Origin of the sequence: Paraclostridium sp. AKS73 (assembly GCF_025671395.1) — a bacterium.
Lineage (GTDB): Bacteria > Bacillota > Clostridia > Peptostreptococcales > Peptostreptococcaceae > Paraclostridium > Paraclostridium benzoelyticum.
The window spans coordinates 25575-46787 of sequence record NZ_JAIXHU010000025.1 but is presented as its reverse complement, the minus strand read 5'-3'; the positions used below and the strand labels follow the sequence as shown (position 1 = coordinate 46787).

Genomic DNA, 21213 nt, shown 5'->3' with positions numbered 1-21213 from the left:
AGAATCATAGGTTGCGATATAGAAATTGAAAAAAGAAAAAATTGAAAATATGCAAAATATATAGGATATGATAAAAAGGAAATTTATTGTGCTAGAGTAGAAGCATTGTATATTTATAAAAATGCATAAAAAAAAGAGGCCTTTGAAAGTTAGTATGAGAACATAATTTATACTAACTTTTTAAGGAGCCTCTTTTTTGTATATAGTTAGTTAAATTGACTTAGTTAAGATAAATTTTATTTATAGTGTAACTTTTTTAAAAAGAATAATATACTAACTTAATAACTATATTTATATAAAGGGGGAATGGCATGAGGCGAGTAAGAGATAATAAATCTATATGTGATAATAATGGATTTTTAAATGAGTATGCTATTGGATGGAATGATATACCATTTAAAGATTGTTCTATAAATCAAAGCTGTCTAAAGAAAAAGAAATGGAATCAATATGTTTGGATAGGGAAAGATTTTATATTTAACTTTGTAATATCAGATTTAGGACATTGTTCAATTATACATGCAGACTTTTACAATTTAAAAGATAATATAAAAATAAGTAAAATATATAGACATCCTATAATTAAATATATTGTGATTGATGATAAAATAAACTCATATGCACATTACAAAGGGAAACGTAAATTTATAAATATATTAAGAAGTTCAGGTTACTTAAATTTGGATTTAAAAATAGATAATTTTGATATTACCTCAACTATATACTTAGATTATGAATCATTAAATATACTTATTCCATGGGACATAGAACATTTTCATTACACATCAAAGCATATGAACTTAATAACTAAAGGGATATTAAGAATAGGTAACCAGAAGTATGATTTAAGCGATTCAAGATGTTTTATAGATTATGGTAGAGGTGTTTTAAAACGACAGTGTGATAGAGAATGGTTAACTAGTTATTTTACAAATGAAAAGCATGAACATATATCTATAAACTTAGGATCAAAGTACACTGATTATACAGGTGTAAATGAAAATGCGTTAAAGATTGATGACAAGATATATAAATTTGATAGCGATGTTAACTTCAATTATAACGATGATGGAATCATATATATAAAATCAACTCGACATGATGAAGTAAATTTAAAATTTAAGCCTATAATTAGTGATATAAAGCCTGATAATATAAAAGTATTTAAATATAATTTGAAACAAATGGTAGGATACTTAAGTGGATATGTAATGTATAAAGATAGAAAAATTAATTTTAATGATGAAATAGGGTGGTGTGAAAATCATTTTGCTAAGTGGTGAAGATATTAAAGAATTCAATTATATAGCCGTCTAATAATATGTTAAAATATTATTTAGACGGCTGAAATTATCTCATCCAATTTGGATTCCCAGGTACAAATGGTCTTTTACCAAATTTTTTAGTATATTCCTGAAGAACCTCTTTTATAGCAGGTAAGTTATCTTTAAATGTATATATATTTTTTATACTTTCTAATTGCTGAGAAAATGGACAAACAGCAATGCATATTCCACAGTCAGTTCCTAGGTATCTCCACTTTATATAACATGACTCGGCATCTATTTTCCAGTTATAAACCCCATCAAACTCTTTAGTCGACTCATTAGATAAAGAAGTAGAAGGGCAGTTATAAGAACATTTTTGCATACACTACAAAAATCATCTAAACCAAAATCCATAGGTGAATCTTCATCTAAATCTAAATCTGTAGTTACAACTCCAAGTCTTATACAAGAACCATATTCTTTAGTTGTAAGAATTGTATTCCTTCCAATACAACCAAGACCTGCATCTCTAGCTATTAAAACCGGCATTAAAAGGTAGTTTGAATCCATATGATTTCTAGCATCATATCCTAAATTTCTTATATAGTAACTAAGAATCATACCTATAACTGAAACATCTACATAAGCTTTACTTGTTTCAACCACTTCAGCTAGCATAGGACCTCTATTTATCATATCCTTTTCCATTGGAACTGCAAAAACTATAGCATATTTATGATTAAGATCTACTTTTTTTCCGTAAACATCTTCATGTCTACCTCTATGAGTATAAAAATGATAATCTTTAAGTTTTGTAATTCCAACTAATTTAGCTCCGTAATGTGAAGCAAAACCTTTAATACGCTTAGTTATAATTTTTTTATTAACTTCAACTTTTGTATCATTAACTTGTCCTTCACAGAGGTGTTTAATATCTGATAAAAATTCAAATGCAGAAGACGCCATAGGAGAATTAACTTCATTGTATGTCATAGTACCTTCTCCGCAAAGTTCTGGTCTAGACCTGATACTATCATCTATAGCTTTTTTATCTGGATTTTTTTCATAATAATCATTATAAGCAGGTGAGTTCTTTTCATAGCTAGCCCTTGAAAATATAAGATCTCTTTCATCAACTCTATTCATAATATTCCCCCTATCCCTATAATAAAATTATATACTATCTTAATTAAAAAAGGGAAAAGATTATCTTTAAAAAGACAAGCTTTTCCCTTAGAAGGTATTCGCCTATAATAAATAGGAGTAGAATTATTATAGTAAGGTCGAATCCAATATATACTAATATTAGTATATATTAAAGTATATTAAATTATTACTATTTATGTTACTAAATTATTTTATATTTTTGATACTTTCATTAGCAAAACTTGTATCAACTATTTTTTCATAAGGAGCTTTTTTATCAAGTTCATTAGCTTCTTCCATTACATTCATTAAAAGATTTAAACTATCTTCTTTTAATACAGGGTCAGAAGACCACGCATCTATAGATTTATATCTTTCAACTACTGATACTAAATCTTTTTTCTCGAAATCTGTAAAGAAAGGTTCTATAGCTGTAGCTACTTCTTCAGCTGTATGATTTTTAACCCATATTTGACCTTTATAAACTGCATTTGTAAATCTTTGGATTACTTCTTTATTATCCTTTATATAATCTTTAGGTGCAGAATAAGCAGTGTAAGGAATAAGTCCAGACTCTTCACCAATAGAAGCTACTACATAGCCCTTACCTTGCTTTTCTATTTCAGAAGCAGCAGGTTCAAATAATGCAACATAATCACCTTCACCACCGGCAAATGAACCTGATAAAACGTTGAATTGGTTATCGGTTTGTTTATATCAGTTTTATTCTATCTTTGGATGGATTGTAATTTCCACCTTAGATTTCTTTGAACCTGGTTTTCTATAATAAATTACTTTGTCTATAATGCTTTTTAATAACTTATTTCTTTGTGCAAAAGAAGTTTCAGTATAATATAGTTCTAAAACATGTTCTATAAGAGGAATAGTACCTTCAATTAAAAGACTAGATTCTTCTTCATTTAGAATTTCATTTTTTATATTATTAATATTAGTTTTATTCTTTTCTATTTTATCTGATAAAACTTTAGATCTATCTAAATAAGTATCTATATCGTAAATTCCTTGTTCTAGTAAATTGTGTAGATTTTCTTTTTGAGATACCAAGGTAGATGCTTCATTTTCAAGTGTACGTAATATCTTATTTAAACTTGCTAAGTTATCATTATTAGAACTAGAGTATTCGATGCCATTAAAATCAGCTTTATAGTTTATAACGAACTGATTGAGGTTATTTATAATTTCTTCTTCCACTATATCAAGTTTTATCCCTCTATTATCACTGCAATTAACACATCTAAGAAACTTTTCATAACCGGTTTTTGTTGTACTTGCGCTTCTTGCAATCATAGTATGGGCACAACACTTACATACAACTAAACCTGCTAGAGGATTAGTTATTTCTTTAAATACAGCAGTAGGGGATATAGCATTACCTTTAAGCATTTTTTGAGCCTTATTCCAAGTTTCTTCGCTTATTATAGGTTCATGAATACCTTTAGATTCTAAAACTTCACCAGCTGGTCTATTTCTATAATATTCTTTGGTTCTTTCAACTCTATTCCATACAACATAACCGCAGTAAACTTTATTCTTTATAATATCTCTAACACCTTTGTCATACCACGTTCTACCTGTGGTAGTTTTCAATCCTAGTGCATTTAAATGATTAGCTACTTTATTAGCTCCATTTCCATTTATATAAAGATTAAATATTAATTTTACGACATCGGCCTTATCTTGATCTATAACCATTGATTTATTACCACTTTCATTGAATACAAACTTATACCCATAAGGCGGTTTAGAAGCTATAAACTTTCCATCTTCAACACTTTTTATTCTACCTCTTTGCATACGTCTAGTTATTAATTTAAGTTCTTTACGAGCCATAAAGGCTTCGAACTCTGAGTATTCCTCATCAAATTCATTGGTTAGATCATATGTTTTTCTAGGAGTTATAATTTTAGTTTTAGACTTTTTGAAAGTTTCTAAAATTAATCCTTGGTCCTGCATGTTACCTCTACCAAGTCTATCTATATCCATAACTAACACTGCATCGTATAATCCTTGTTTAACTTCATCTAAAAGTTCTAACATTTTAGGTCTATACTGTATGCTTTCTCCAGATACAAGTTCTTCTTTGATTTCAACTATATTCAGTTGTTGTTCTTTTGCTACTTTTAAAAGAGTAGATCTATGTCTACTTAAAGTTTCAAACTCGCCTTTATTTTCGGCTTCTTCATCAGCTCTAGATTTTCTCAAATATATAGCACAACGCATTATGTATACCTCCTTTATGATATAAAATAACTAATACTATATTTTAGTTTTTAAAACTATAGAATATATCAAATATATTTAATGATAGACATATCATAGATAAACATATTAGGAAGATTAGTTAAGGAAATAAACCTATCATTACCTAAGTGTAAAGATTTAGTTTCTAAAGATAAAAACTTAAGCTTACTTAGTAACATTTCAATATCAACATTTAAATAGTCGCATATATCTTCTACAGATGTAGGGTATTTATTTATAGCATCAATTAAATCAAAAGTAGATATTAAATAGTGACACAGCCATTTTTCAGCTTTTATTTCACACTTATTGATTTTAAGTTTATCTAAATAAGTATCAACGCAACTAATAGAGTCCCCACAACTTGTATAGTGATGACCTAATTCTTCTAATAATATTTTATATGCTTTTTCATCATTGTTTTTTAAAGAATCATCTAATAGTATCATAGAAGGTGATTCGTAACACTCTACATATAATCCCAAAAAACCTAAAATTTTCAAATCCTTATAATATATTTCAATGCCTTCTTTTTCGGCCAAATTAAATAGTTTTTCTAATTTTGTCATAAATCCCCCTTAACATAAAAGAACATATGTTCTTTGAAAGTGTATAAAAAAGAGCAGAAATACTGCTCGATTATGTATTATTTTTAACTTTGAAACTTAATAAAAAATAATCATTTTAAATATCGTTTAAATTTATACTTATGCCAAAACTTGAAGGATAAATTTTATCCTCGATAACATCCCAATTATAGTCTTTTTTAGGGTTAATAGTATTAGGTAAGTTATTTAAATTAAACATTATTTTTTCATAAGAAAAAGAAGGACAGTTTTTATAAGGTACATAATATTGATTAATTCTATTAAGTATAGCATCCTTATCAACATGCCATATTCCTTTAGTGTCTAACATTCCGAAACTCCACCAAGGATTGTTATGTTCACTTACTTGCAACCTATGACAACCAAATGGGTTAGTTGTAAACTCACTAGCTCCATAACAAAATTTATCATTACCAGAACGACACTTATCACCGTAACAATAGTTTAGTTTCCCTATAATTTTTCTATCAGATATTTCTCCGTTTATAAATACAAATGATGACTTCCAAGATCCTACTAATTCATATAATTTTATGAAATTTAAATAATCATTAGCAGAAGATGTGAATGTAGCTTGATGTATTATATTTTTACCTTCACCATCTTCAAAGTAATTAGATGACTGTTTTGCGAGATAAACAGCTTTATCATAATTAGAAGATGTAGATCTTCCAAAGAAATACTTATATTCCAACTTGAAATATAAGTAGAAAGTTGATTTTCAGGTTTATGCAACGGAGGTACTGAGACCTCTTTAGAATCTGCTTTTTTATAGATTTAGGATTAGGTGGATTTTTAATTTTACTTTCTAACCTAGCTATTCTATTGTCAAAATAACTTATATCAATATTATTTTCATTTATACTACGAGTTATGAGATTTTGTTTGCCTATCATGCTTATAGACAGAGCCCTTTTATAATCTCTGATTTTTTCTAACATTATAGCTGGTCTCTCATAATATGAACTTCCTTCTGGATTATAATTATTTATTACATCCATATATACAGATAAGGCTTTTTCAATTTCACCGGCTTTTTCCAAATCCTTAGCTTTTAGGAACTTAGAATAATACTCATTAAAAGTATTTTGTTTTAACTTTTCTTGAGCTTCATACTCCTTTAACTTATTTTTCAATTCGTTATATTGTTGTTTTGAATTAGGTTTACCTTTAATATAATTATTTAATATTCTTCCGGTATCTTCTAAATCTATATTTAAAATATCGTTATTCAGAGAATTACTAGAAGTTTTAGCTAAAGTTCTAATATTATGCTTTTTAGTAGCTTTCTTCTTCTTAAAGAAATCAAGTATTCCCATATATTCCCCCATAGTGCATTATTTTATTTTTTATTATGTTGCATTCTAATAAATTCTATATATTCATTTATTTTGTCAATAGCATCATCATCTAAGTCTTCAATATCACTTAATCTATGAGCTGCTATTGTTTTTATGCTTGTATCAAGTTTTGATTTTTCTTTAGTTATATTTCTTCTATCAGTTCTTCCAAGGAGATAGTCTACAGATATCTCCAATGTATCTGCAATATGTCTAGCAACCTCTAAGCTAGGGCTTCGCTTTCCAGTTTCATAACCATTATAAGTATTAGGAGGTACCTCTAGTTTTTGAGCCATCTCCTTTTGCATTAATCCTAATCTTTCTCTTTCTTCTCTCAACCGATTCGCAAATATTAATTTTTCTTCTATAAATGCCAACAAAATCACCTCCAATACACCTATATAATATATCAAAATACTCGTTCTGAGTATTTAATTCGCAAATTTAGATTTTTTTATTAAAAATGCATTGACAATTCGCAAAATGAGTATTATATTAATAATATAGAAATTCACAAAAAGCGAATCGAGGTGAAATGTATGAAAAATTATACTCTTAAGTCACTTAGAGCTAAAAGGGGTTTAAGACAAAAGGATTTAGCTAAAGCATTAAACATATCTGCATCAACATATTCTAGCAAAGAAAATGGTGAGAGAAGATTCACTATAGAAGAAGCAATAGCAATTGCAGATTTTTTTAATCAAGATATAAGAGAAATTTTTTTAACTTCCTAATTCGCTTAATGAGAATGAAAATTCAATCTATTTAAAGTTATTTTTAACGAATGGGAAGTTTATATGCAATTAAGGAGGAACAAATGATGGAAAGATTAGCAATAAATAAAACTGAAATAGCAACAGTTACAAGTTTAGAAGTAGTCGACTTAATAAACAAATTTAGATTAGAAGAAGGAAATGAGACAGTTAAAGAGCACAAGGATTTTATGAAAAGTGTCAGAAATGAAATAGCATCACTTGAAAAAGCAGGAATAATTAACGGGGGAAATTTTTCGCTGGTTACATATATAGATGCAAAGGGTGAATCAAGACCATGTTATCAAATGAGTAAAGCAGGAACAATGCAAATGCTAAATAAAGAAAGTGCATTAGTTAGATATAAAACACAACAGTATATAGAAGCTTTAGAAAATAGATTAAAAGAGCCATCCAAACCATTGGGCACTATGGAATTATTAAAACTTCAATATAGAGCATTGGAGGAACAGGATAAAAAGATAGAAGAAGTTGATAAAAAAGTAGACCAAAAATTCGATGATTTGCCATTGTTCCCATCTGATTCGAAAGTTTTAAAAAAATTAGCGAATCAGACTGTAGTTCCACTACTTGGAGGAAAGAAATCTAATGCTTATAAAAAATTAAGTAGAAAAGTATTTTCAGATTTATATAAGCAGATACACAGAGAATTCGATGTAGTAGGATGCGAAGAGATAAAAAGAAAGGACTTAGAATTTGCAAAGGAGATTATTTATAACTATAAATTACCGAGAGCTTTAGAAGAAGAAATTAAACTATTAAATAGCCAAGTTGCTTTTGCATAGGACAATTTTAATCAGACATATATTTTATAGAAGGAGTGATGGGATTGAGAGAGATATATAAGGCTGAAAATGAAAGAGCTATAGTAACAATCATTCCTCCCAGTGTGACATTAGGAAGGGAACTTACAGAAGAAGAAAAAGAACAAGTCATACAAGAAATAAATGCGGTTAATTATGAAATTGTTCTTAAGTTATATAAAGAAGGTAAATTAGCTACTTTTAAATAGTAGCTATATATACAAACTTAGGACAAGGTAGGTGATATAAAATGAACATATCAAAATTTCAAACTATGACTATTCAAGAAAAGTCACTTTGGTTTGTAAGAAAATTAGTAGATTACAAGTTGAAAGTAGGTGATAGATAATGGATGGCTTACTTAGGATAAAAGAAATATTACAAACACAAATAGAAGTAACTCAAGATATGTTTAATCAAGCAATTAAAAAAGAGATTCCAGCTAAAGAAGAAAACTATATGAGTTTCTATACAGAAGGTTTAAAAAACAAAATAGAAGCTTGGGAGCAAACATTAGAATTTGTTAATACAGAAATAGACATAAAAAAGAGCCTGCAAAGGCTCAAAATAAAAAATTTAATTAAAAAATCGTAAATATAGTATACCACAGGAGGATAAATATGAGTTCAATATTTTTAAGAAAGTTAAGTATAGAGAATTTTAAAGGGATAAGATCACTAGAAATAGATTTTTCAAAAGTAACTAACATCCAAGGAGAAAATGCATTAGGTAAAACAAGTATATTCGATGCTTTTAACTGGGTGATGTTTGATAAGGACAGCAAGAATAGAACTACTTTTGAGATAAAGCCACTGGATGAAAATAACACTGTAATAAGAGGATTAAATCCAACAGTAACAGCAGTTTTAGATATAGATGGAACAGAGATTAAGCTTACTAAGATATATAAAGAGAAATGGACTAAGAAACGTGGAGAAGCTGAAAAAACATTTACTGGTAATGAAACTATATATGAAATAAACGATGTGCCAGTTAAAAAAACAGAGTATCAAAATAAAATATCTGAAATAGCAGATGAAAAACAATTTAAGCTACTAACTAACCCATATTACTTTAGTGATTCACTTAACTGGAAAGATGCTAGACAACTTATATTAGAAGTTGCAGGAGATATAACAACAGACCAAGTTATAGATAGTAAAAATGAATTAGAACCTTTAAGAGCAGAGTTAGCAAGCCAAGACATAGAAACGGTTATGAAAAGTAAAAAAGCTACTATAAAGAAGCTTGGAGATAGAAAGAAAGATATACCAGTAAGAATAAATGAATGTGATAGAAGCATAGTTGACATAGATTTTAAGGATATAAAAAGTGAAGTCAATGAACTTAATGACTTACTAGAATATACAGAAGATAAACTTTTAGATAGCAGTAAAGCAAACGAGCAAATTTTAAAAGATAAAGAAACTATCTTCTATATGAAACAAAGAATACAAGAAATAAATCAACAAGCTATCAATAGAGGTGGAGCTAAGAAATTAGAGCTAATGGACAAGTTAAGAGTTGCTGAAAATGAAGTTAATGAATTTAGAATGAAACTTATAACTGTTGATAATGAAAAGAAATCTAAGGATTATCAAAAAGACACACTTGTAAATGAAATGAATAAATTAAGAGCTGAATTTGGGAATAAGAAAGAAGAAAACTTAGATACAAGTTCTATAGAAACAGAGTGTCCAACTTGTAAAAGAGCCTTTGAAACTAATGATATAGAAGCTAAGAGACAAGAGTTATTAGAAAACTTTAATTTAAATAAATCTAAGGTCCTAAAAGATATACAAGCTAAAGGTATTGCAGCTAAAGAAAGAGTTGAAAAAATAACTTTAGAACTAGATGAATTAAACAAGCAATCAACTGAGTTACTTGGAATCATACAAGAAAAAATATGAAAGTAGCACAAATAAAAGAAGAAATAGAAAAGCTTAAAGTTGAAGCTGTTTACCTAGATACAGATAAAGAAAATTTAGAATCACTTAATAATGATATAGCAGAGTTAGAAGCTAAGGTTTCAAATCCTAATGATACAAATGTTGAAGAACTTAGAGCTAAGAAAAGAGAAGTTATAAACCAAATAAATGAGCTAAATAAAACTCTATCTAAGGAAGAATTAAACAAGGATTTAGAAGTTAGAAAACAAGAGTTACTAGATGAAGAAAAAGAGCTTGGAGTTGAGATAGCTAAACAAGAAAAGATAGTTATGCTATGTGAGTTATTTATAAAAACAAGAGTTAATATGCTTGAGAGTAATATAAATAGCAAGTTTAAAAATGTTAAGTTCAAGTTATTCAAAGAGCAGGTTAACGGTGGAATAGATGAAACTTGCGAAGCTTTAGTAAATGGAGTTCCATTCTCTAGTGCAAATACTGCAGGTCAAATAAATGCAGGATTAGATATTATAGATACGTTAAGTAAGCACTTTGATGTACAAGCTCCAATATTTATAGACAACAGAGAAAGCGTAAATAACCTTATAGAAATAGATAGTCAAATTATAAACCTTGTGGTTACTAAAGATAACCCATTAAAAATACAAAATTATTCAATAGAAGGAGTGATGTAATATGTCAAATCAAATACAAACACAAAAAAATAATGTAAAGGTAGCTGGTATAAAGCAACTTTTAGATATGGATGTTTATAAGAAAAGAATAAATGAAATCATGGGTAAAAAAGCAGCTCCATTTATGGCATCAATAGTTAATGTTTCAAATTTACCAAGTTTAAAAGACTCAGATCCAAACAGTATTATAAGTTCAGCTATAGTAGCAGCAACATTAGATTTACCTATAGACCAAAATTTAGGATTTGCATATATAGTTCCTTACAACACAAAAGAAGGTAAAAAAGCTCAATTCCAAATGGGATATAGAGGATATATACAGTTAGCTATGAGAACTGGACAGTACAAAACAATAAATGCAATAGAGATATATAAAGGCGAAATAAAGAGAGTAAACAGACTTACAGGCGAAATGGAATTTAATGATGATGAAGATTTAATAGATAGAGATACAGTAGTTGGTTACATGGCTTATTTTAAACTACTTAACGGTTTTGAAAAGACATTATATATGACAAAAGAGGAAATGGAAAGACACGCTAAAAAATATTCTCAAAGTTATAGTAGTCAGAAAAAATGGGTAGTTGATTCTAGCTTATGGAGCACTGACTTTGATGGAATGGCAATAAAAACAGTTATAAAAAGACTTTTAAGTAAGTACGGAATATTATCAGTAGAAATGCAAAATGCAATAAGTAATGACCAAGCAGTTATGAATAATGAAGGTAAGCCAGAGTATGTTGACAATGAAGTTAAAGAAGAAATAGCTCAAAATGCTAATAAGAAAACTATAGATATACCTCAAGAAAATGTAGTAGATACAACTTTTAAAGAAGTTGAAAATGTAGAGCAAAATACATTTGATGGACCAGGGTTTTAAACATGAAACTGAAAGTATTAGCGAGTGGCAGTAAAGGCAACTGCTACTTGCTACAACAAAAAGATGAAACTCTTATCCTGGAATGTGGAATAAGATTCAGAGAAATAGTAGAAGGGTTAGATTTCAATTTAGAAAATGTGGTTGGCTGTTTAGTAACTCATGAACATAAGGATCACTCTAAAGCTATCAAATATTTAAATATGGATGGAATAGATGTATATGCAAGCAAAGGTACTTTTGAAAGTTTAGGAATAGAACATCACAGGGCCAAAGTTATAGAAAGTGAAAAGTTATTCAAAGTTGGAAACTTTACTATAATGCCTTTTGAAACTAAGCATGATGCAAAAGAGCCACTTGGATTTTTAATAAATCATAAAGAAATAGGAAATTTACTTTTTATAACAGATAGTTATTACTGCGAATATAACTTTAACAACTTAAATCATATTTTAGTTGAATGCAATTACAGTAAAAATATACTAGATGGAAATATAGAGAATGGAGTTATTCCAGTGTCTCTAAGAAACAGAATAGTTAAAAGTCACTTTGAATTAAACAATGTAATAGATTTCTTAAAATCAAATGATTTAAGCCAAGTAAAGAATTTATTATTAATACACTTAAGTTCATCAAACAGTGATTCAGATTATTTTATACAAGAGACAGCTAAGGCAACAGGACTAGCTATAGATGTAGCTAGAAAAGGACTAGAAATATATTTATAAGCAAAAGAAGAAGGTGATATAGATGGCTAATAAAAAATACTACTGGCTAAAGTTAAAAGAAGATTTCTTTGAGGAAGATGCAATAAGTTGGATTGAGGAACAAGAAAACGGAAAAGATTACTGTTTATTTTACTTGAAGTTATGTTTAAAATCGTTAAAAACTAATGGATTATTAATAAGAAATGTAGGAAGTATGCTAGTTCCATATGACATAAAAACACTAGCTAGAGTTACTAATACTGAGCCAGATACAGTTAGAGTTGCTATGGAACTTTTTAAAAAATTGGACTAGTTCAGATATTAGAAAATGGAGAAATTTATATATCTGAACTTCAAAATATGGTTGGAAGTGAAACTTCAAAAGCTCAACTAATGAGAAATAAAAGGCAAAAAGATAAAAAAGTAATTGAAAGTGGTAACAATGTTACCTTGATGTTACCCGACAGTTACTTAAATGAGGAAAATCGTTACACAGAGATAGAGAAAGAGATAGAGAAAGAGATAGATATAGAACAACAACATATAGATAAGGTTGTTGTTGATAACGAAATAGAAAGAAGCTTAGTTATTGTTGAATTAAAAAAAGCTTATAACCAACTTGGAGATAAAGACATAAAAAGAATAGCTGATACGTTATCAGCTAAAAGGGAGAATTACGACTTAGACTATCTCAAAGAAAAGATTGAGCTTTCTAAGAAACAATCTAATATTAGAAATCTAGTAGGATTTCTTATAAAGGCAATAATTGAAGATTTTGATAATGAAAGTATAACCAATTTTAACAAAAACAATTCAGATAAGAAATTAAATCCTAAAGTTCATAACTATATGGGAAGTGACAACTTTGCTAAGTACACTGAGGAAGAACTTGAAAAAATGATATTAGAAAATCAAAAAAATAAATTTAAATAGGAGGGTTAATCCCTCCTGGAAGTAAGGGGATAAAGATATGAGCGAAGTTATAGATTTAAATTATATAAAAAAAGAGCAAGAGCGCTTTGCTAAGCATTTAGAAACTACAAAAGGTATAAAGTATCAACAAGGTAATTTAAAAATCACAGAAGGGCAAATATTACATTTACAATCTGAGTTATTTGAGGTTTTGAATGAAACTAAAATACATAAAGAATATGACAATGATGTTGATAGAAATAAATTGCTAGAAGAATTAAGCGATTGTTTAAGCTGCATAGGTAATATAGCTAATAGTATTGATGTTGATTTAGTTATAAATACAGAAATAAGACAAGTATCGGACCTTATAAAGCAATTTAGAGAATTAATATATGATACTTCAAGGTTAGATAAAGTACCTAAGATAGGAGTATCCAGAAGGAAGCTAAAAGAGATTATAGTTCCTAATTTTATAAATATGGTATATAGCTTAGGGTTTAACCTGGATGAACTTAAAGAAGCTTATTTTAGCAAAATGAAAAAGAATTATCTAAATCCTAAGTTTATGGAGAGTTGATATGAAAAAAGAAACTAATATATCAAGTATAAAAGATACATTTTTTAAGCCAAGTGATTATAAAACATATCCAAATTACATGGCATTGGCACAATGTATATGCGGAAAAGAAATAAACGGAGAGAGAAAGTATCCAATTAGTCCAGATAAGTTAATGACTGCATGGGGCATAAAAGGTGGAGAGAAATAAGGGGGAAGTATGGAAATATTAAGACAAGCTTTAGGAGAAATGTATGAGACGTTTGGACATGCTCCTGAAACGGTTAAGTTAAGCGAAATATTAGATAGATATGTAGTTGAAGCACAAAGAAAGGAGCTAGATAAATGCAAATCAATAAAGAAGTCAAAAGAGCTAGTTGTAAACTTGTAGTTACATTAAATAATCTTATAGATTCATCATTTATAAATACTCATAACAGAGTAGTAGAAAAGTTTGTAACTGATAACTACAACGTGATTATAAATATACATGAAAAGAAGCGTAAAAAGAGATATGCAGACTTCAATACATTTGAAAGAGAAGAAGTATATCAAGAGGGTAAAGAGTACGGAGATTACCTTGTAAATAGATTTTATATTGAAAATTAAACTAATTAGGGGGAACTAAAGATGAAAATAAAATTACCAGTGGTTTTAAGAAGTACTTATGAAAGAGAAACTAATGAGTTAGTTTCAGATATAAATGTTTTAGAAGGTGTAAAAGATGCATCTGATAAAAAGATAGAAAGTTTAAAGTCAGACTTCCAAGAACTTAAGGATTCAAGCTACTTTACAGTTAGAGAGAAAGATAGAGAGATTGAAGAATTAAAACTAGAGTTAGAAAAAAGAGAAAAGCAAATCAAAGGTATGGAATGGTGCATCCAGGAGAGAGATAAAGAACTGGATAAAGTAAAAGCATTTAACATGGATCTATACAAGAAAGTTGAGTTAGCAGGTGAAATGTATAGACAGTTTAAAGATAAAGTTGATAAGGCTTGTGAGATTGAGTTTGTAACTAGAACTATTACACATGAAGATATTAAGAAGTTTATGAAAGTAGAAGATATAATCCAGCTATACACTTTAATAGGAATTGCAGGTAAATAGTTATGGCTCATATATTAAAGCTAGTGACTAAGAAAACTTGTCACCACTGTTCGGAGAAATTTATTGTGATAGAGGTTAGAGGAACTGAGTATTATCAATGTAAAAGTTGTGGGTGCATGACTAAAAAATAGGAGGTTATTATGAGAGTACCTTTAGATGATGATTTATATGAGAAGCTAGATAAAATAGGAGAGAAATTCAGAATGACAACAGATGCTTTAATTGAACTTGCAATAGAGCAGTTTATAAAAGAGGTAGAAAATATAAATAAGTAAAATAAGAAGGAATACATATCATTATCAGTACATTTATCTAAGTGTATTGATAATGATAATTAGAACACTTCAAATTAAATGTGATGATGGGAGAGTTTTTTACGCTCCATACACAGATTTTATAAAAATAAATTAAAACATATTTATCATAGGAGATTTAACATGAAAGAAATATTAGTAGGGTTTATAGGAATTGGATTACTGCATATATGTTCTAAAAATGAAAGGTTAGGATCATTAGCTTTTTATGGAATGAAAGCTATGCTGATAGTAACAGCTGCATATTTATTAGGAGCAGTTATATTAGGGACTATATAAATTAATATAAACAATAGAAAAGCGGGATATTATTTTCCCGCTCCACCTATAATCTGTCTAAGCTTATTTGAACTGTCATAACCTGAAGAAAATGAAACAATAGCATCAATTAAATTATCAGGATCTTTAGTTTCAAAATATGCTTTTAGCCTGCTTAAAGAAATTTTATAATAATTTAATATGGATTGCATAGATAGAATTACATCATTATCTCTTTGAGGAAGTTTTAATGTTTCAGCAGTTAAAGTGTTAATTGCTGCTTCTATAAACTTAATATCCTTTTCAACTTTATCTTGTTTATAGTTTCCGGCAGCTACATATTTAATTAGAAGGTACATATTATTATCAATCAATTCAAGGTCTTTAATCAATCGATTGTTAACCGGAACAGGAGCAGAAACATTACAAGCATTAGAAAAACTTATAGTGCTTGTAAATAAAATTAAAGTTATAGCAAAAACAATATTTAGCTTTTTCCAAGACATAAATTCACATCCTTTCTCGAATAGTATGTGTAGTATTAATAAACTATAGTTATGAAAAATTTAACAAAAGAAATGTAGTAGATAATTAGATTTGCAAAAAGATAAGAAGGCTAGAAAGAATCTAGCCTTTACTGGTAAAAAATGTTTTTATCACGATGATATTACTGAGAAGGTTAAGTATATTATTTGCAGTTTTTAAAATAGATATTCAAAAAATTAGGAGATTGATATGGATAAATATTTAATAGAGTTTTGCAAAGAGGAAGGAATTGAAATTGATAAGCTAACTAAGAAGCAAGAGAGAATGATTAAAAATACGTTAAGTTTTAATGTTTATGCATTAAGAGAAAGTATTATAGAAAAATTTAAAATTATTACAAATAAAAAGTAGGAGATTGGTATGAAAGTTAATTTTACGATAGATGGGGAAGCAAAAGGAAAAGAAAGACCAAAGTTTTCAACTAAAAATGGTAGAGCATTTACACCAGAGCAAACTAAGCATTATGAAAACTGGGTTAAGCTATTATATAGAACTACAGTTAAGCATTATTTTGAAGGTAATGTAAAAATGTCTATAGTTTGTTATTACGGAATCACTAAAAAAGATATAAATGCGATAGCAAAAAATAATATAAAAACTAAAGAGTTTAAAGAAGCTAGAGATAAGTTAGATGGAGTTATAAGACCAACTAAGAAACCGGATTTAGATAATGTTATAAAGGCTATAGCTGATAGTTTAAATGGAATAGCATATAAAGATGATGCACAGATTGTCGAGGTAGTTTCTAAGAAGTTCTACAGTGACAGAGCTCGTGTAGAAGTCACAATAGAAGATTTAGCTTAATATATAGGGGGAATTATTATGGAAAATTTAGAAAAAGAGCTTGAAATAGATGAACTATTTTCAAAAGTAGAAGGAATGTTTTATCACTATGAAGATTTAAAAAAAGAAATTACATATCTAGATGAAGAGATAGAATTTATAGAACAAGATTATTTAGGTTGTGGATCTATAAAGTATTCAGAAAGAGTACAGACAAGCACTAATATAACATCTTCAGTAGAAAGGGAAATAATAAAAAACAAATCAAATAGAATTTTTAGAGAAAGAAAAACGTAAAAAGGAAATGGATTTAAAAAGGATTGAAAGAGCGAAATCTAATTTCAACATGGAAGAAGAACAAATGTTTAAGATTAGATACTTATTAAAAATCAAAGATTGGAAAGTTTATTCAGATAAAATGAACGTAGGGAAAGATACTTATTACGCAATAAGGGACAATATGATTTATAAGTCGATGTCTACAATGTATCCTTTTTATAATTTTAAAAATACAGCAATGGAAAATATTATAAATTTCTAAAAAGGCAGAAAAATTTCAGAAAAAATGTAGAAAAGTTTCAGAAGCATAAGGGATGTACATGTGCTATTATGTTAATATAAGAAATTAAGCACCCTAATTTCTTTATTCTCAACTCAATCTTTTTACAAATAAAATGGCCAGGGCTAACCCCTTGCCCTGGTAATGTGCAAGTAAGAGTATTAGTTGGTGCAACTCCAACGACTTGCTAAATTAGGACTACGAAAAGAGAAACTCTGTAGAGGTACGGAGTATAAACTAAAAAAATACGTATACTCGTTTTTAACTAATGAAAAGCCTAGAAGCCAACTAGGCTTTTTTATTTTTAAGGAGGGGTTAAATGAAAAAATTATTTATATCTCAACCAATGAGGGGATTATCAGACGAAGAAATCCTAAAGGCTAGAGAAGAAATAAGGATAAGGGCAGAGAAAGCTATAGGTGAAGAAATTGAATTAATAGATTCTTTTATAAGTAAAAAACCATTAGAAAGCACTAAGCAAGTACCCGTTTGGTATTTAGGAAAATCAATACAATTCTTAAGTCAAGCAGATGTAGCTTACTTTGGAGGAAATTGGAGAAATGCTAGAGGTTGCAAAATAGAGCATGAAATAGCTAAGGAATATGGAATGGATAGAATCGAAGAATAGTTTGTAAAAGGCATCTGAACAAGATGTCTTTATTTTATTTAAGGAGAGTTAAATATGGATAATAAAGCTTATTGTTTAGATGTTATACAAGGTATAAATGAAACCATAGAAGATGATGATTGGTTTGACAATAAAGAAAAAATTCAATTCATATATGATAGATCAGAAGAACTAATGAATGAAATGTATGCCAAGGGCGCATCGGAAGAAATATAGCAATTAATTAAGTAGGTTGTTTTAATTGTATATAAAAGGTGATTATATGAAAAAGTGGAAAGATGCTAATGATGTAATTAAGATGATTCATGATTTAGACAGCCACGAGTTAAGACAGTTAGCTAGAGAAATGAGCAAGAAACCTAATTTTGATAAATGTAAGAAAAGTAAGAGGAGGAACAATGAAAAATAGTAAAAATTTTATAAGTGATAGTTTTGAGAAAATAATTATAAAAAATCAAGATACGAAAGAGATTATAGCTGAAATAAATAATGATGAAATTATTCCAGCTATAGGCTTTGAGATTATATTAGTTCCCAAAGTAAATTAATATTTTTTATCTCTTGGAGGAATAGGATCATTTCCATAGCTATCCTTATCCCTGATTTGGCCGTTAGGTCTATGTATAACAACTTCGCTTTTTTGATTGATTGCTATATCTCTTGCTATGTTTATAGCATCTTGTTGAGTGGAAGTTCTAGCCGTAGCTTTTTCATTTCCGGCACCTTTAACTTGCCATCCTCCATCTGGATGTGGAGTTACATGTTGATTTTTTCCCATAGGATCACCTCCTTTCAAATAATATATTCTACAAAATGATACAAAAACCTCTATTTATATAGAAATATTTGGATAAAAAAGAAGGAAAACCTCGATTTAAGTAGAATTATTATGGTTGGAAAAGAGGTGACAGATATGAAGATTAATGGAGAAAATAAATGTTTTCAATGCGGAAAACTGATAAAGTGGTATTCGTACACTAGAAACTCAGAACATAAATTCGGGGTTATGAATAGTATAGAAGCTGAAGTTATAGCTATTGGTAGTTATATGAGTAGCAATGGAAATTCAACTAAATATGAAGTAATAGTTGAATGTAAACATTGTGGAATAAAAAATAAATTTGAAATATAACAATATGTTGTAGGCAAAGAACTCTCTAGTAGGGTTCTTTTTTATTTCCAAAACGAATAAGTGAGGTGGTGATGTGGCTAGGGTAAGAAGTCCAAATAGAGATAAAGCCTTTGAGATATACAAAAACTATGACGGAAATATTGATTTAGTTGAGATTGCGAATATTTTAAATATATCACCAGGGACCGTTAGAGGTTGGAAAAATAAAGATGCCTGGGAAGAAAAATTAAATGGAACGTTCCAAAAGAATAAACAGAACGCTCCGAAAGAAAAACGAACCAAAGGTGGTCAGCCTAAAAATAAAAATGCTGAGAAGTTTGGTTTTTTCTCTAAACACTTGCCAAAAGAAACTTTGGATTTAATGAAAGAGATATCAGAGAAAACTCAACTTGATATACTTTGGGATCAAATTACAATTCAATATGCAGCAATAATAAGAGCTCAACAAATTATGTATGTTGAGAATAAAGATGAAATGATAAAGGAACTTAAAAAGCACGAAACTAGTGAGTTTGGTGAAAAGATAGAATACGAGTTCCAATTTGCTTGGGATAGACAAGCTACCTTTTTAAATGCTCAAAGTAGAGCTATGGGAGAATTGAGGTCATTAATAAAACAATATGATGCTATGATTAATAATAATTGGGATTTAGCTACAGAGGAGCAGAAACTTAGAATAGATAAACTTAAAGGTGAAGTTAAAAAACTTAGTGGTGATGGTGAAGATAACAATATAACTATAAAAGTAGTAAGGGCGAGTGAAAAGCATGGAACTAGAGATAACTCCGAATGATCACTTTGAAGATTTTATATTTGACTGGGACTATAAGTTTTATTTTCTAGTTGGAGGATATGGTAGCTCTAAAAGTTATCATGTAGCCACTAAGCTTCTTATCAAACTGTTTCAAGAGAAAAGGCTAGCATTAGTTGTCAGGGAAGTATATGACACTATGAGAGATAGTTGCTATTCATTATTAGAAGAGGTTGCTTTAAATATAGGAATTTGGGATAAGCTTAAGTTTAAAACGTCACCAATGCAGATTATATTTCCTAATGGATCTAAAATAATATTTAAAGGGATGGATAAACCTGCTAAATTAAAGTCTATAAATGGAGTATCTATTATATGGTTAGAAGAATGTTCAGAAGTTAAATATGCAGGCTATAAAGAGTTACTTGGCCGTTTAAGGCATCTTACATCGAGCAATCACATTATATGTTCTACCAATCCAATTGGAGAAGATAACTGGACATTTAAACATTTTTTTAGAGATGATGAAATGATAGATTGGTTCTTGATGATAATGAACTTTATGAAAATAGGATCGTAAAGATAAACAATACCTATTACCATCACAGTACTTGTGAAGATAATTACTTTTTACCTCGAAGTTATATAGAAGAATTAAATGAAATGAAAGCCTATGATCCTGATTTATATAGAGTTGCTAGATTAGGAAGATTTGGTGTAAATGGTACTAAAGTGTTACCTCAGTTTGAAGTCATACCATACGATGAAGGTATAGGAAAGATAGCTAATATTCCTAATAGATTTTTAAGAGTAGGTATGGACTTTGGATTTGAAACTTCTTATAATGCGATAACGAGGTTAGCTATTGATGATAAAAATAAATGGCTATATATCTATTATGAATACTATAAAAACAAAATGACTGATGATAAAACAGCTATTGAAATAGCAGAATTCAAAGGGGCTAAAGAGCTTATAAGGGCAGATAGTGCAGAACCTAAGACTATAAAATACTACCAACAAGAAGGTTTTAAGATGATTGGAGCTAAGAAGTTCCCAGGAAGTAGGCTAGCTAATATTAAAAAGTTAAAGAGGTTTAAACGTATCATATGTTTAGATAATTGTAAAAACACTATCAAAGAGTTAAAGAATTTAACCTATGCAGTTGATAAGCAAGGCAATATGATTATGGATGAGTTTAATATAGACCCTCATACACTATCTGCCATTTGGTATGGGTTAGATGGTTATGAAGTGGCAGATGTTAAATCTAAAAAGACATTAAAAAGATAGGAGGTG

Annotated in this window: 39 protein-coding genes; 30 read left to right on the top strand and 9 right to left on the bottom strand. The window is 28.8% G+C overall.

Annotated elements, in window-relative coordinates; translation table 11 throughout:
- Positions 1–311 precede the first annotated feature (311 nt).
- On the top strand, positions 312–1283 hold the full coding sequence (locus LEQ07_RS13475) for a DUF2804 domain-containing protein (protein WP_263331093.1): 972 nt from the start codon (positions 312–314) through the stop codon (positions 1281–1283).
- Positions 1284–1350: 67 nt separating this feature from the next.
- Here LEQ07_RS13475 and LEQ07_RS13470 read toward each other — a convergent pair whose 3' ends face one another.
- The 7 genes from LEQ07_RS13470 to LEQ07_RS13440 form a co-directional block, all read right to left on the bottom strand.
- Positions 1351–1650, bottom strand: coding sequence for a hypothetical protein (locus tag LEQ07_RS13470; RefSeq protein WP_263331092.1), 300 nt, complete (start codon positions 1648–1650; stop codon positions 1351–1353).
- The gene (locus tag LEQ07_RS13465) at positions 1563–2414 is read right to left on the bottom strand and encodes a reductive dehalogenase domain-containing protein (RefSeq protein WP_263331091.1); all 852 of its coding nucleotides are present in this window, start codon (positions 2412–2414) and stop codon (positions 1563–1565) included. The genes LEQ07_RS13470 and LEQ07_RS13465 overlap by 88 nt, the downstream gene beginning before the upstream one ends.
- Positions 2415–3137: 723 nt before the next feature.
- A complete protein-coding gene (locus LEQ07_RS13460) occupies positions 3138–4655 on the bottom strand; it encodes a recombinase family protein (protein ID WP_263331090.1) in 1518 nt (505 codons plus the stop codon).
- Positions 4656–4723: 68 nt separating this feature from the next.
- Positions 4724–5245: a hypothetical protein gene (locus LEQ07_RS13455; RefSeq protein WP_263331088.1), complete on the bottom strand. Its 522-nt coding sequence runs from the start codon at positions 5243–5245 to the stop codon at positions 4724–4726.
- Positions 5246–5360: 115 nt separating this feature from the next.
- Positions 5361–5978 carry a hypothetical protein gene (locus LEQ07_RS13450; RefSeq protein ID WP_263331087.1) on the bottom strand — a complete coding sequence of 206 codons (618 nt, stop codon included), beginning with the start codon at positions 5976–5978 and terminating at the stop codon, positions 5361–5363.
- On the bottom strand, positions 5968–6603 hold the full coding sequence (locus LEQ07_RS13445; RefSeq protein ID WP_263331086.1) for a hypothetical protein: 636 nt from the start codon (positions 6601–6603) through the stop codon (positions 5968–5970). Before LEQ07_RS13445 ends, LEQ07_RS13450 begins: the two co-directional genes overlap by 11 nt.
- 23 nt (positions 6604–6626) lie before the next feature.
- Entirely contained in the window at positions 6627–7001 is a 375-nt protein-coding gene (locus LEQ07_RS13440) for a helix-turn-helix domain-containing protein (RefSeq protein ID WP_263331085.1), read from the bottom strand.
- Between the two features lie 162 nt (positions 7002–7163).
- Between LEQ07_RS13440 and LEQ07_RS13435 the strand changes: the two genes are divergently transcribed.
- The 17 genes from LEQ07_RS13435 (at position 7164) to LEQ07_RS13355 (ending at position 15536) form a co-directional block, all read left to right on the top strand.
- On the top strand, positions 7164–7358 hold the full coding sequence (locus LEQ07_RS13435) for a helix-turn-helix transcriptional regulator (protein ID WP_263331083.1): 195 nt from the start codon (positions 7164–7166) through the stop codon (positions 7356–7358).
- Positions 7359–7441: 83 nt separating this feature from the next.
- Positions 7442–8182, top strand: coding sequence for an ORF6C domain-containing protein (locus tag LEQ07_RS13430; protein ID WP_263331082.1), 741 nt, complete (start codon positions 7442–7444; stop codon positions 8180–8182).
- A gap of 44 nt (positions 8183–8226) precedes the next feature.
- Positions 8227–8409 carry a hypothetical protein gene (locus LEQ07_RS13425; RefSeq protein WP_263331081.1) on the top strand — a complete coding sequence of 61 codons (183 nt, stop codon included), beginning with the start codon at positions 8227–8229 and terminating at the stop codon, positions 8407–8409.
- Positions 8410–8548: 139 nt separating this feature from the next.
- A complete protein-coding gene (locus LEQ07_RS13420) occupies positions 8549–8794 on the top strand; it encodes a hypothetical protein (RefSeq protein ID WP_263331080.1) in 246 nt (81 codons plus the stop codon).
- Positions 8795–8820: 26 nt separating this feature from the next.
- Positions 8821–10110 carry a DUF2813 domain-containing protein gene (locus LEQ07_RS13415; RefSeq protein WP_263331079.1) on the top strand — a complete coding sequence of 430 codons (1290 nt, stop codon included), beginning with the start codon at positions 8821–8823 and terminating at the stop codon, positions 10108–10110.
- Positions 10107–10781, top strand: coding sequence for a hypothetical protein (locus LEQ07_RS13410; protein WP_263331077.1), 675 nt, complete (start codon positions 10107–10109; stop codon positions 10779–10781). Before LEQ07_RS13415 ends, LEQ07_RS13410 begins: the two co-directional genes overlap by 4 nt.
- A gap of 1 nt (position 10782) precedes the next feature.
- Positions 10783–11661, top strand: coding sequence for a recombinase RecT (locus LEQ07_RS13405; protein WP_263331076.1), 879 nt, complete (start codon positions 10783–10785; stop codon positions 11659–11661).
- Between the two features lie 2 nt (positions 11662–11663).
- A complete protein-coding gene (locus LEQ07_RS13400; protein ID WP_263331074.1) occupies positions 11664–12386 on the top strand; it encodes an MBL fold metallo-hydrolase in 723 nt (240 codons plus the stop codon).
- A gap of 22 nt (positions 12387–12408) precedes the next feature.
- On the top strand, positions 12409–12678 hold the full coding sequence (locus LEQ07_RS13395; protein ID WP_263331073.1) for a phage replisome organizer N-terminal domain-containing protein: 270 nt from the start codon (positions 12409–12411) through the stop codon (positions 12676–12678).
- Positions 12679–12725: 47 nt separating this feature from the next.
- Positions 12726–13298, top strand: coding sequence for a hypothetical protein (locus LEQ07_RS13390; protein ID WP_263331072.1), 573 nt, complete (start codon positions 12726–12728; stop codon positions 13296–13298).
- A 37-nt stretch (positions 13299–13335) separates the two neighbouring features.
- Positions 13336–13857 (top strand): dUTP diphosphatase, encoded by a 522-nt coding sequence (locus LEQ07_RS13385; RefSeq protein WP_263331071.1) that lies wholly within the window; start codon positions 13336–13338, stop codon positions 13855–13857.
- Between the two features lies 1 nt (position 13858).
- Positions 13859–14047: a hypothetical protein gene (locus tag LEQ07_RS13380; RefSeq protein ID WP_263331070.1), complete on the top strand. Its 189-nt coding sequence runs from the start codon at positions 13859–13861 to the stop codon at positions 14045–14047.
- A 9-nt stretch (positions 14048–14056) separates the two neighbouring features.
- On the top strand, positions 14057–14227 hold the full coding sequence (locus tag LEQ07_RS13375) for a hypothetical protein (RefSeq protein WP_170182728.1): 171 nt from the start codon (positions 14057–14059) through the stop codon (positions 14225–14227).
- On the top strand, positions 14182–14445 hold the full coding sequence (locus LEQ07_RS13370; RefSeq protein WP_263331068.1) for a hypothetical protein: 264 nt from the start codon (positions 14182–14184) through the stop codon (positions 14443–14445). The genes LEQ07_RS13375 and LEQ07_RS13370 overlap by 46 nt, the downstream gene beginning before the upstream one ends.
- A 21-nt stretch (positions 14446–14466) precedes the next feature.
- Complete coding sequence (locus LEQ07_RS13365) at positions 14467–14943, top strand: hypothetical protein (RefSeq protein ID WP_263331066.1); 477 nt, start codon at positions 14467–14469, stop codon at positions 14941–14943.
- A 140-nt stretch (positions 14944–15083) separates the two neighbouring features.
- Positions 15084–15218 (top strand): hypothetical protein, encoded by a 135-nt coding sequence (locus tag LEQ07_RS13360; RefSeq protein ID WP_263331065.1) that lies wholly within the window; start codon positions 15084–15086, stop codon positions 15216–15218.
- Positions 15219–15380: 162 nt separating this feature from the next.
- A complete protein-coding gene (locus LEQ07_RS13355; protein ID WP_263331063.1) occupies positions 15381–15536 on the top strand; it encodes a hypothetical protein in 156 nt (51 codons plus the stop codon).
- A 29-nt stretch (positions 15537–15565) separates the two neighbouring features.
- Here the strand turns inward: LEQ07_RS13355 and LEQ07_RS13350 are convergent, their stop codons facing one another.
- Positions 15566–16021 (bottom strand): hypothetical protein, encoded by a 456-nt coding sequence (locus LEQ07_RS13350; protein ID WP_263331061.1) that lies wholly within the window; start codon positions 16019–16021, stop codon positions 15566–15568.
- A gap of 229 nt (positions 16022–16250) precedes the next feature.
- On the opposite strand from LEQ07_RS13350, the gene LEQ07_RS13345 reads away from it, so the two are divergent.
- From LEQ07_RS13345 to LEQ07_RS13310, 8 genes are all read left to right on the top strand, one after another.
- On the top strand, positions 16251–16412 hold the full coding sequence (locus tag LEQ07_RS13345) for a hypothetical protein (protein WP_263331060.1): 162 nt from the start codon (positions 16251–16253) through the stop codon (positions 16410–16412).
- Positions 16413–16421: 9 nt separating this feature from the next.
- Positions 16422–16865, top strand: coding sequence for a RusA family crossover junction endodeoxyribonuclease (locus tag LEQ07_RS13340; protein ID WP_263331058.1), 444 nt, complete (start codon positions 16422–16424; stop codon positions 16863–16865).
- Positions 16866–16883: 18 nt separating this feature from the next.
- On the top strand, positions 16884–17141 hold the full coding sequence (locus LEQ07_RS13335) for a hypothetical protein (RefSeq protein WP_263331056.1): 258 nt from the start codon (positions 16884–16886) through the stop codon (positions 17139–17141).
- A 7-nt stretch (positions 17142–17148) separates the two neighbouring features.
- Entirely contained in the window at positions 17149–17385 is a 237-nt protein-coding gene (locus tag LEQ07_RS13330; RefSeq protein ID WP_263331055.1) for a hypothetical protein, read from the top strand.
- Positions 17386–17722: 337 nt separating this feature from the next.
- Positions 17723–18031: a DUF4406 domain-containing protein gene (locus tag LEQ07_RS13325; protein WP_263331054.1), complete on the top strand. Its 309-nt coding sequence runs from the start codon at positions 17723–17725 to the stop codon at positions 18029–18031.
- Positions 18032–18085: 54 nt separating this feature from the next.
- The gene (locus LEQ07_RS13320) at positions 18086–18247 is read left to right on the top strand and encodes a hypothetical protein (RefSeq protein WP_263331053.1); all 162 of its coding nucleotides are present in this window, start codon (positions 18086–18088) and stop codon (positions 18245–18247) included.
- Positions 18248–18293: 46 nt separating this feature from the next.
- Entirely contained in the window at positions 18294–18440 is a 147-nt protein-coding gene (locus LEQ07_RS13315; protein ID WP_263331051.1) for a hypothetical protein, read from the top strand.
- Positions 18430–18579, top strand: coding sequence for a hypothetical protein (locus tag LEQ07_RS13310; RefSeq protein ID WP_263331050.1), 150 nt, complete (start codon positions 18430–18432; stop codon positions 18577–18579). The genes LEQ07_RS13315 and LEQ07_RS13310 overlap by 11 nt, the downstream gene beginning before the upstream one ends.
- On the opposite strand, the gene LEQ07_RS13305 is transcribed toward LEQ07_RS13310, so the two are convergent.
- Positions 18576–18809: a DUF2188 domain-containing protein gene (locus tag LEQ07_RS13305; RefSeq protein WP_263331049.1), complete on the bottom strand. Its 234-nt coding sequence runs from the start codon at positions 18807–18809 to the stop codon at positions 18576–18578. The genes LEQ07_RS13310 and LEQ07_RS13305 overlap by 4 nt on opposite strands.
- A 135-nt stretch (positions 18810–18944) precedes the next feature.
- On the opposite strand from LEQ07_RS13305, the gene LEQ07_RS13300 reads away from it, so the two are divergent.
- The 4 genes from LEQ07_RS13300 to LEQ07_RS21640 all read left to right on the top strand — a co-directional run bounded on the left by LEQ07_RS13300 (position 18945) and on the right by LEQ07_RS21640 (position 21207).
- The gene (locus LEQ07_RS13300; protein WP_263331048.1) at positions 18945–19163 is read left to right on the top strand and encodes a carbon monoxide dehydrogenase; all 219 of its coding nucleotides are present in this window, start codon (positions 18945–18947) and stop codon (positions 19161–19163) included.
- A gap of 73 nt (positions 19164–19236) precedes the next feature.
- Positions 19237–19956, top strand: a complete 720-nt coding sequence (terS, locus tag LEQ07_RS13295) for a phage terminase small subunit (RefSeq protein WP_263331046.1) — start codon at positions 19237–19239, stop codon at positions 19954–19956.
- The gene (locus LEQ07_RS21645; RefSeq protein WP_332843186.1) at positions 19931–20494 is read left to right on the top strand and encodes a PBSX family phage terminase large subunit; all 564 of its coding nucleotides are present in this window, start codon (positions 19931–19933) and stop codon (positions 20492–20494) included. The genes terS and LEQ07_RS21645 overlap by 26 nt, the downstream gene beginning before the upstream one ends.
- On the top strand, positions 20452–21207 hold the full coding sequence (locus LEQ07_RS21640) for a PBSX family phage terminase large subunit (RefSeq protein ID WP_332843185.1): 756 nt from the start codon (positions 20452–20454) through the stop codon (positions 21205–21207). The genes LEQ07_RS21645 and LEQ07_RS21640 overlap by 43 nt, the downstream gene beginning before the upstream one ends.
- The last annotated feature ends 6 nt before the right edge of the window (positions 21208–21213 follow it).

Excerpts from the sequence above, each read along its gene's own strand:
- LEQ07_RS13390 (WP_263331072.1), top strand. The coding sequence starts at position 12,726 with ATGGTTGGAAGTGAAACTTCAAAAGCTCAACTAATGAGAAATAAAAGG.
- LEQ07_RS13405 (WP_263331076.1), top strand. The coding sequence starts at position 10,783 with ATGTCAAATCAAATACAAACACAAAAAAATAATGTAAAGGTAGCTGGT.
- LEQ07_RS13310 (WP_263331050.1), top strand. The coding sequence starts at position 18,430 with ATGAAAAATAGTAAAAATTTTATAAGTGATAGTTTTGAGAAAATAATT.
- LEQ07_RS13305 (WP_263331049.1), bottom strand. The coding sequence starts at position 18,809 with ATGGGAAAAAATCAACATGTAACTCCACATCCAGATGGAGGATGGCAA.
- LEQ07_RS13340 (WP_263331058.1), top strand. The coding sequence starts at position 16,422 with ATGAAAGTTAATTTTACGATAGATGGGGAAGCAAAAGGAAAAGAAAGA.
- LEQ07_RS21645 (WP_332843186.1), top strand. The coding sequence starts at position 19,931 with ATGGAACTAGAGATAACTCCGAATGATCACTTTGAAGATTTTATATTT.
- LEQ07_RS13415 (WP_263331079.1), top strand. The coding sequence starts at position 8,821 with ATGAGTTCAATATTTTTAAGAAAGTTAAGTATAGAGAATTTTAAAGGG.
- LEQ07_RS13475 (WP_263331093.1), top strand. The coding sequence starts at position 312 with ATGAGGCGAGTAAGAGATAATAAATCTATATGTGATAATAATGGATTT.
- LEQ07_RS13455 (WP_263331088.1), bottom strand. The coding sequence starts at position 5,245 with ATGACAAAATTAGAAAAACTATTTAATTTGGCCGAAAAAGAAGGCATT.
- LEQ07_RS13335 (WP_263331056.1), top strand. The coding sequence starts at position 16,884 with ATGGAAAATTTAGAAAAAGAGCTTGAAATAGATGAACTATTTTCAAAA.
- LEQ07_RS13375 (WP_170182728.1), top strand. The coding sequence starts at position 14,057 with ATGGAAATATTAAGACAAGCTTTAGGAGAAATGTATGAGACGTTTGGA.
- LEQ07_RS13355 (WP_263331063.1), top strand. The coding sequence starts at position 15,381 with ATGAAAGAAATATTAGTAGGGTTTATAGGAATTGGATTACTGCATATA.
- LEQ07_RS13470 (WP_263331092.1), bottom strand. The coding sequence starts at position 1,650 with ATGCAAAAATGTTCTTATAACTGCCCTTCTACTTCTTTATCTAATGAG.
- LEQ07_RS13400 (WP_263331074.1), top strand. The coding sequence starts at position 11,664 with ATGAAACTGAAAGTATTAGCGAGTGGCAGTAAAGGCAACTGCTACTTG.
- LEQ07_RS13430 (WP_263331082.1), top strand. The coding sequence starts at position 7,442 with ATGATGGAAAGATTAGCAATAAATAAAACTGAAATAGCAACAGTTACA.
- LEQ07_RS13460 (WP_263331090.1), bottom strand. The coding sequence starts at position 4,655 with ATGCGTTGTGCTATATATTTGAGAAAATCTAGAGCTGATGAAGAAGCC.
- LEQ07_RS13380 (WP_263331070.1), top strand. The coding sequence starts at position 13,859 with ATGAAAAAAGAAACTAATATATCAAGTATAAAAGATACATTTTTTAAG.
- LEQ07_RS13435 (WP_263331083.1), top strand. The coding sequence starts at position 7,164 with ATGAAAAATTATACTCTTAAGTCACTTAGAGCTAAAAGGGGTTTAAGA.
- LEQ07_RS13320 (WP_263331053.1), top strand. The coding sequence starts at position 18,086 with ATGGATAATAAAGCTTATTGTTTAGATGTTATACAAGGTATAAATGAA.
- LEQ07_RS13420 (WP_263331080.1), top strand. The coding sequence starts at position 8,549 with ATGGATGGCTTACTTAGGATAAAAGAAATATTACAAACACAAATAGAA.
- LEQ07_RS13365 (WP_263331066.1), top strand. The coding sequence starts at position 14,467 with ATGAAAATAAAATTACCAGTGGTTTTAAGAAGTACTTATGAAAGAGAA.
- LEQ07_RS13325 (WP_263331054.1), top strand. The coding sequence starts at position 17,723 with ATGAAAAAATTATTTATATCTCAACCAATGAGGGGATTATCAGACGAA.
- LEQ07_RS13360 (WP_263331065.1), top strand. The coding sequence starts at position 15,084 with ATGAGAGTACCTTTAGATGATGATTTATATGAGAAGCTAGATAAAATA.
- LEQ07_RS13465 (WP_263331091.1), bottom strand. The coding sequence starts at position 2,414 with ATGAATAGAGTTGATGAAAGAGATCTTATATTTTCAAGGGCTAGCTAT.
- LEQ07_RS13300 (WP_263331048.1), top strand. The coding sequence starts at position 18,945 with ATGAAGATTAATGGAGAAAATAAATGTTTTCAATGCGGAAAACTGATA.
- LEQ07_RS13385 (WP_263331071.1), top strand. The coding sequence starts at position 13,336 with ATGAGCGAAGTTATAGATTTAAATTATATAAAAAAAGAGCAAGAGCGC.
- LEQ07_RS13330 (WP_263331055.1), top strand. The coding sequence starts at position 17,149 with ATGGATTTAAAAAGGATTGAAAGAGCGAAATCTAATTTCAACATGGAA.
- LEQ07_RS13345 (WP_263331060.1), top strand. The coding sequence starts at position 16,251 with ATGGATAAATATTTAATAGAGTTTTGCAAAGAGGAAGGAATTGAAATT.
- LEQ07_RS13395 (WP_263331073.1), top strand. The coding sequence starts at position 12,409 with ATGGCTAATAAAAAATACTACTGGCTAAAGTTAAAAGAAGATTTCTTT.
- LEQ07_RS13445 (WP_263331086.1), bottom strand. The coding sequence starts at position 6,603 with ATGGGAATACTTGATTTCTTTAAGAAGAAGAAAGCTACTAAAAAGCAT.
- LEQ07_RS13370 (WP_263331068.1), top strand. The coding sequence starts at position 14,182 with ATGCAAATCAATAAAGAAGTCAAAAGAGCTAGTTGTAAACTTGTAGTT.
- LEQ07_RS13315 (WP_263331051.1), top strand. The coding sequence starts at position 18,294 with ATGAAAAAGTGGAAAGATGCTAATGATGTAATTAAGATGATTCATGAT.
- LEQ07_RS13350 (WP_263331061.1), bottom strand. The coding sequence starts at position 16,021 with ATGTCTTGGAAAAAGCTAAATATTGTTTTTGCTATAACTTTAATTTTA.
- LEQ07_RS13410 (WP_263331077.1), top strand. The coding sequence starts at position 10,107 with ATGAAAGTAGCACAAATAAAAGAAGAAATAGAAAAGCTTAAAGTTGAA.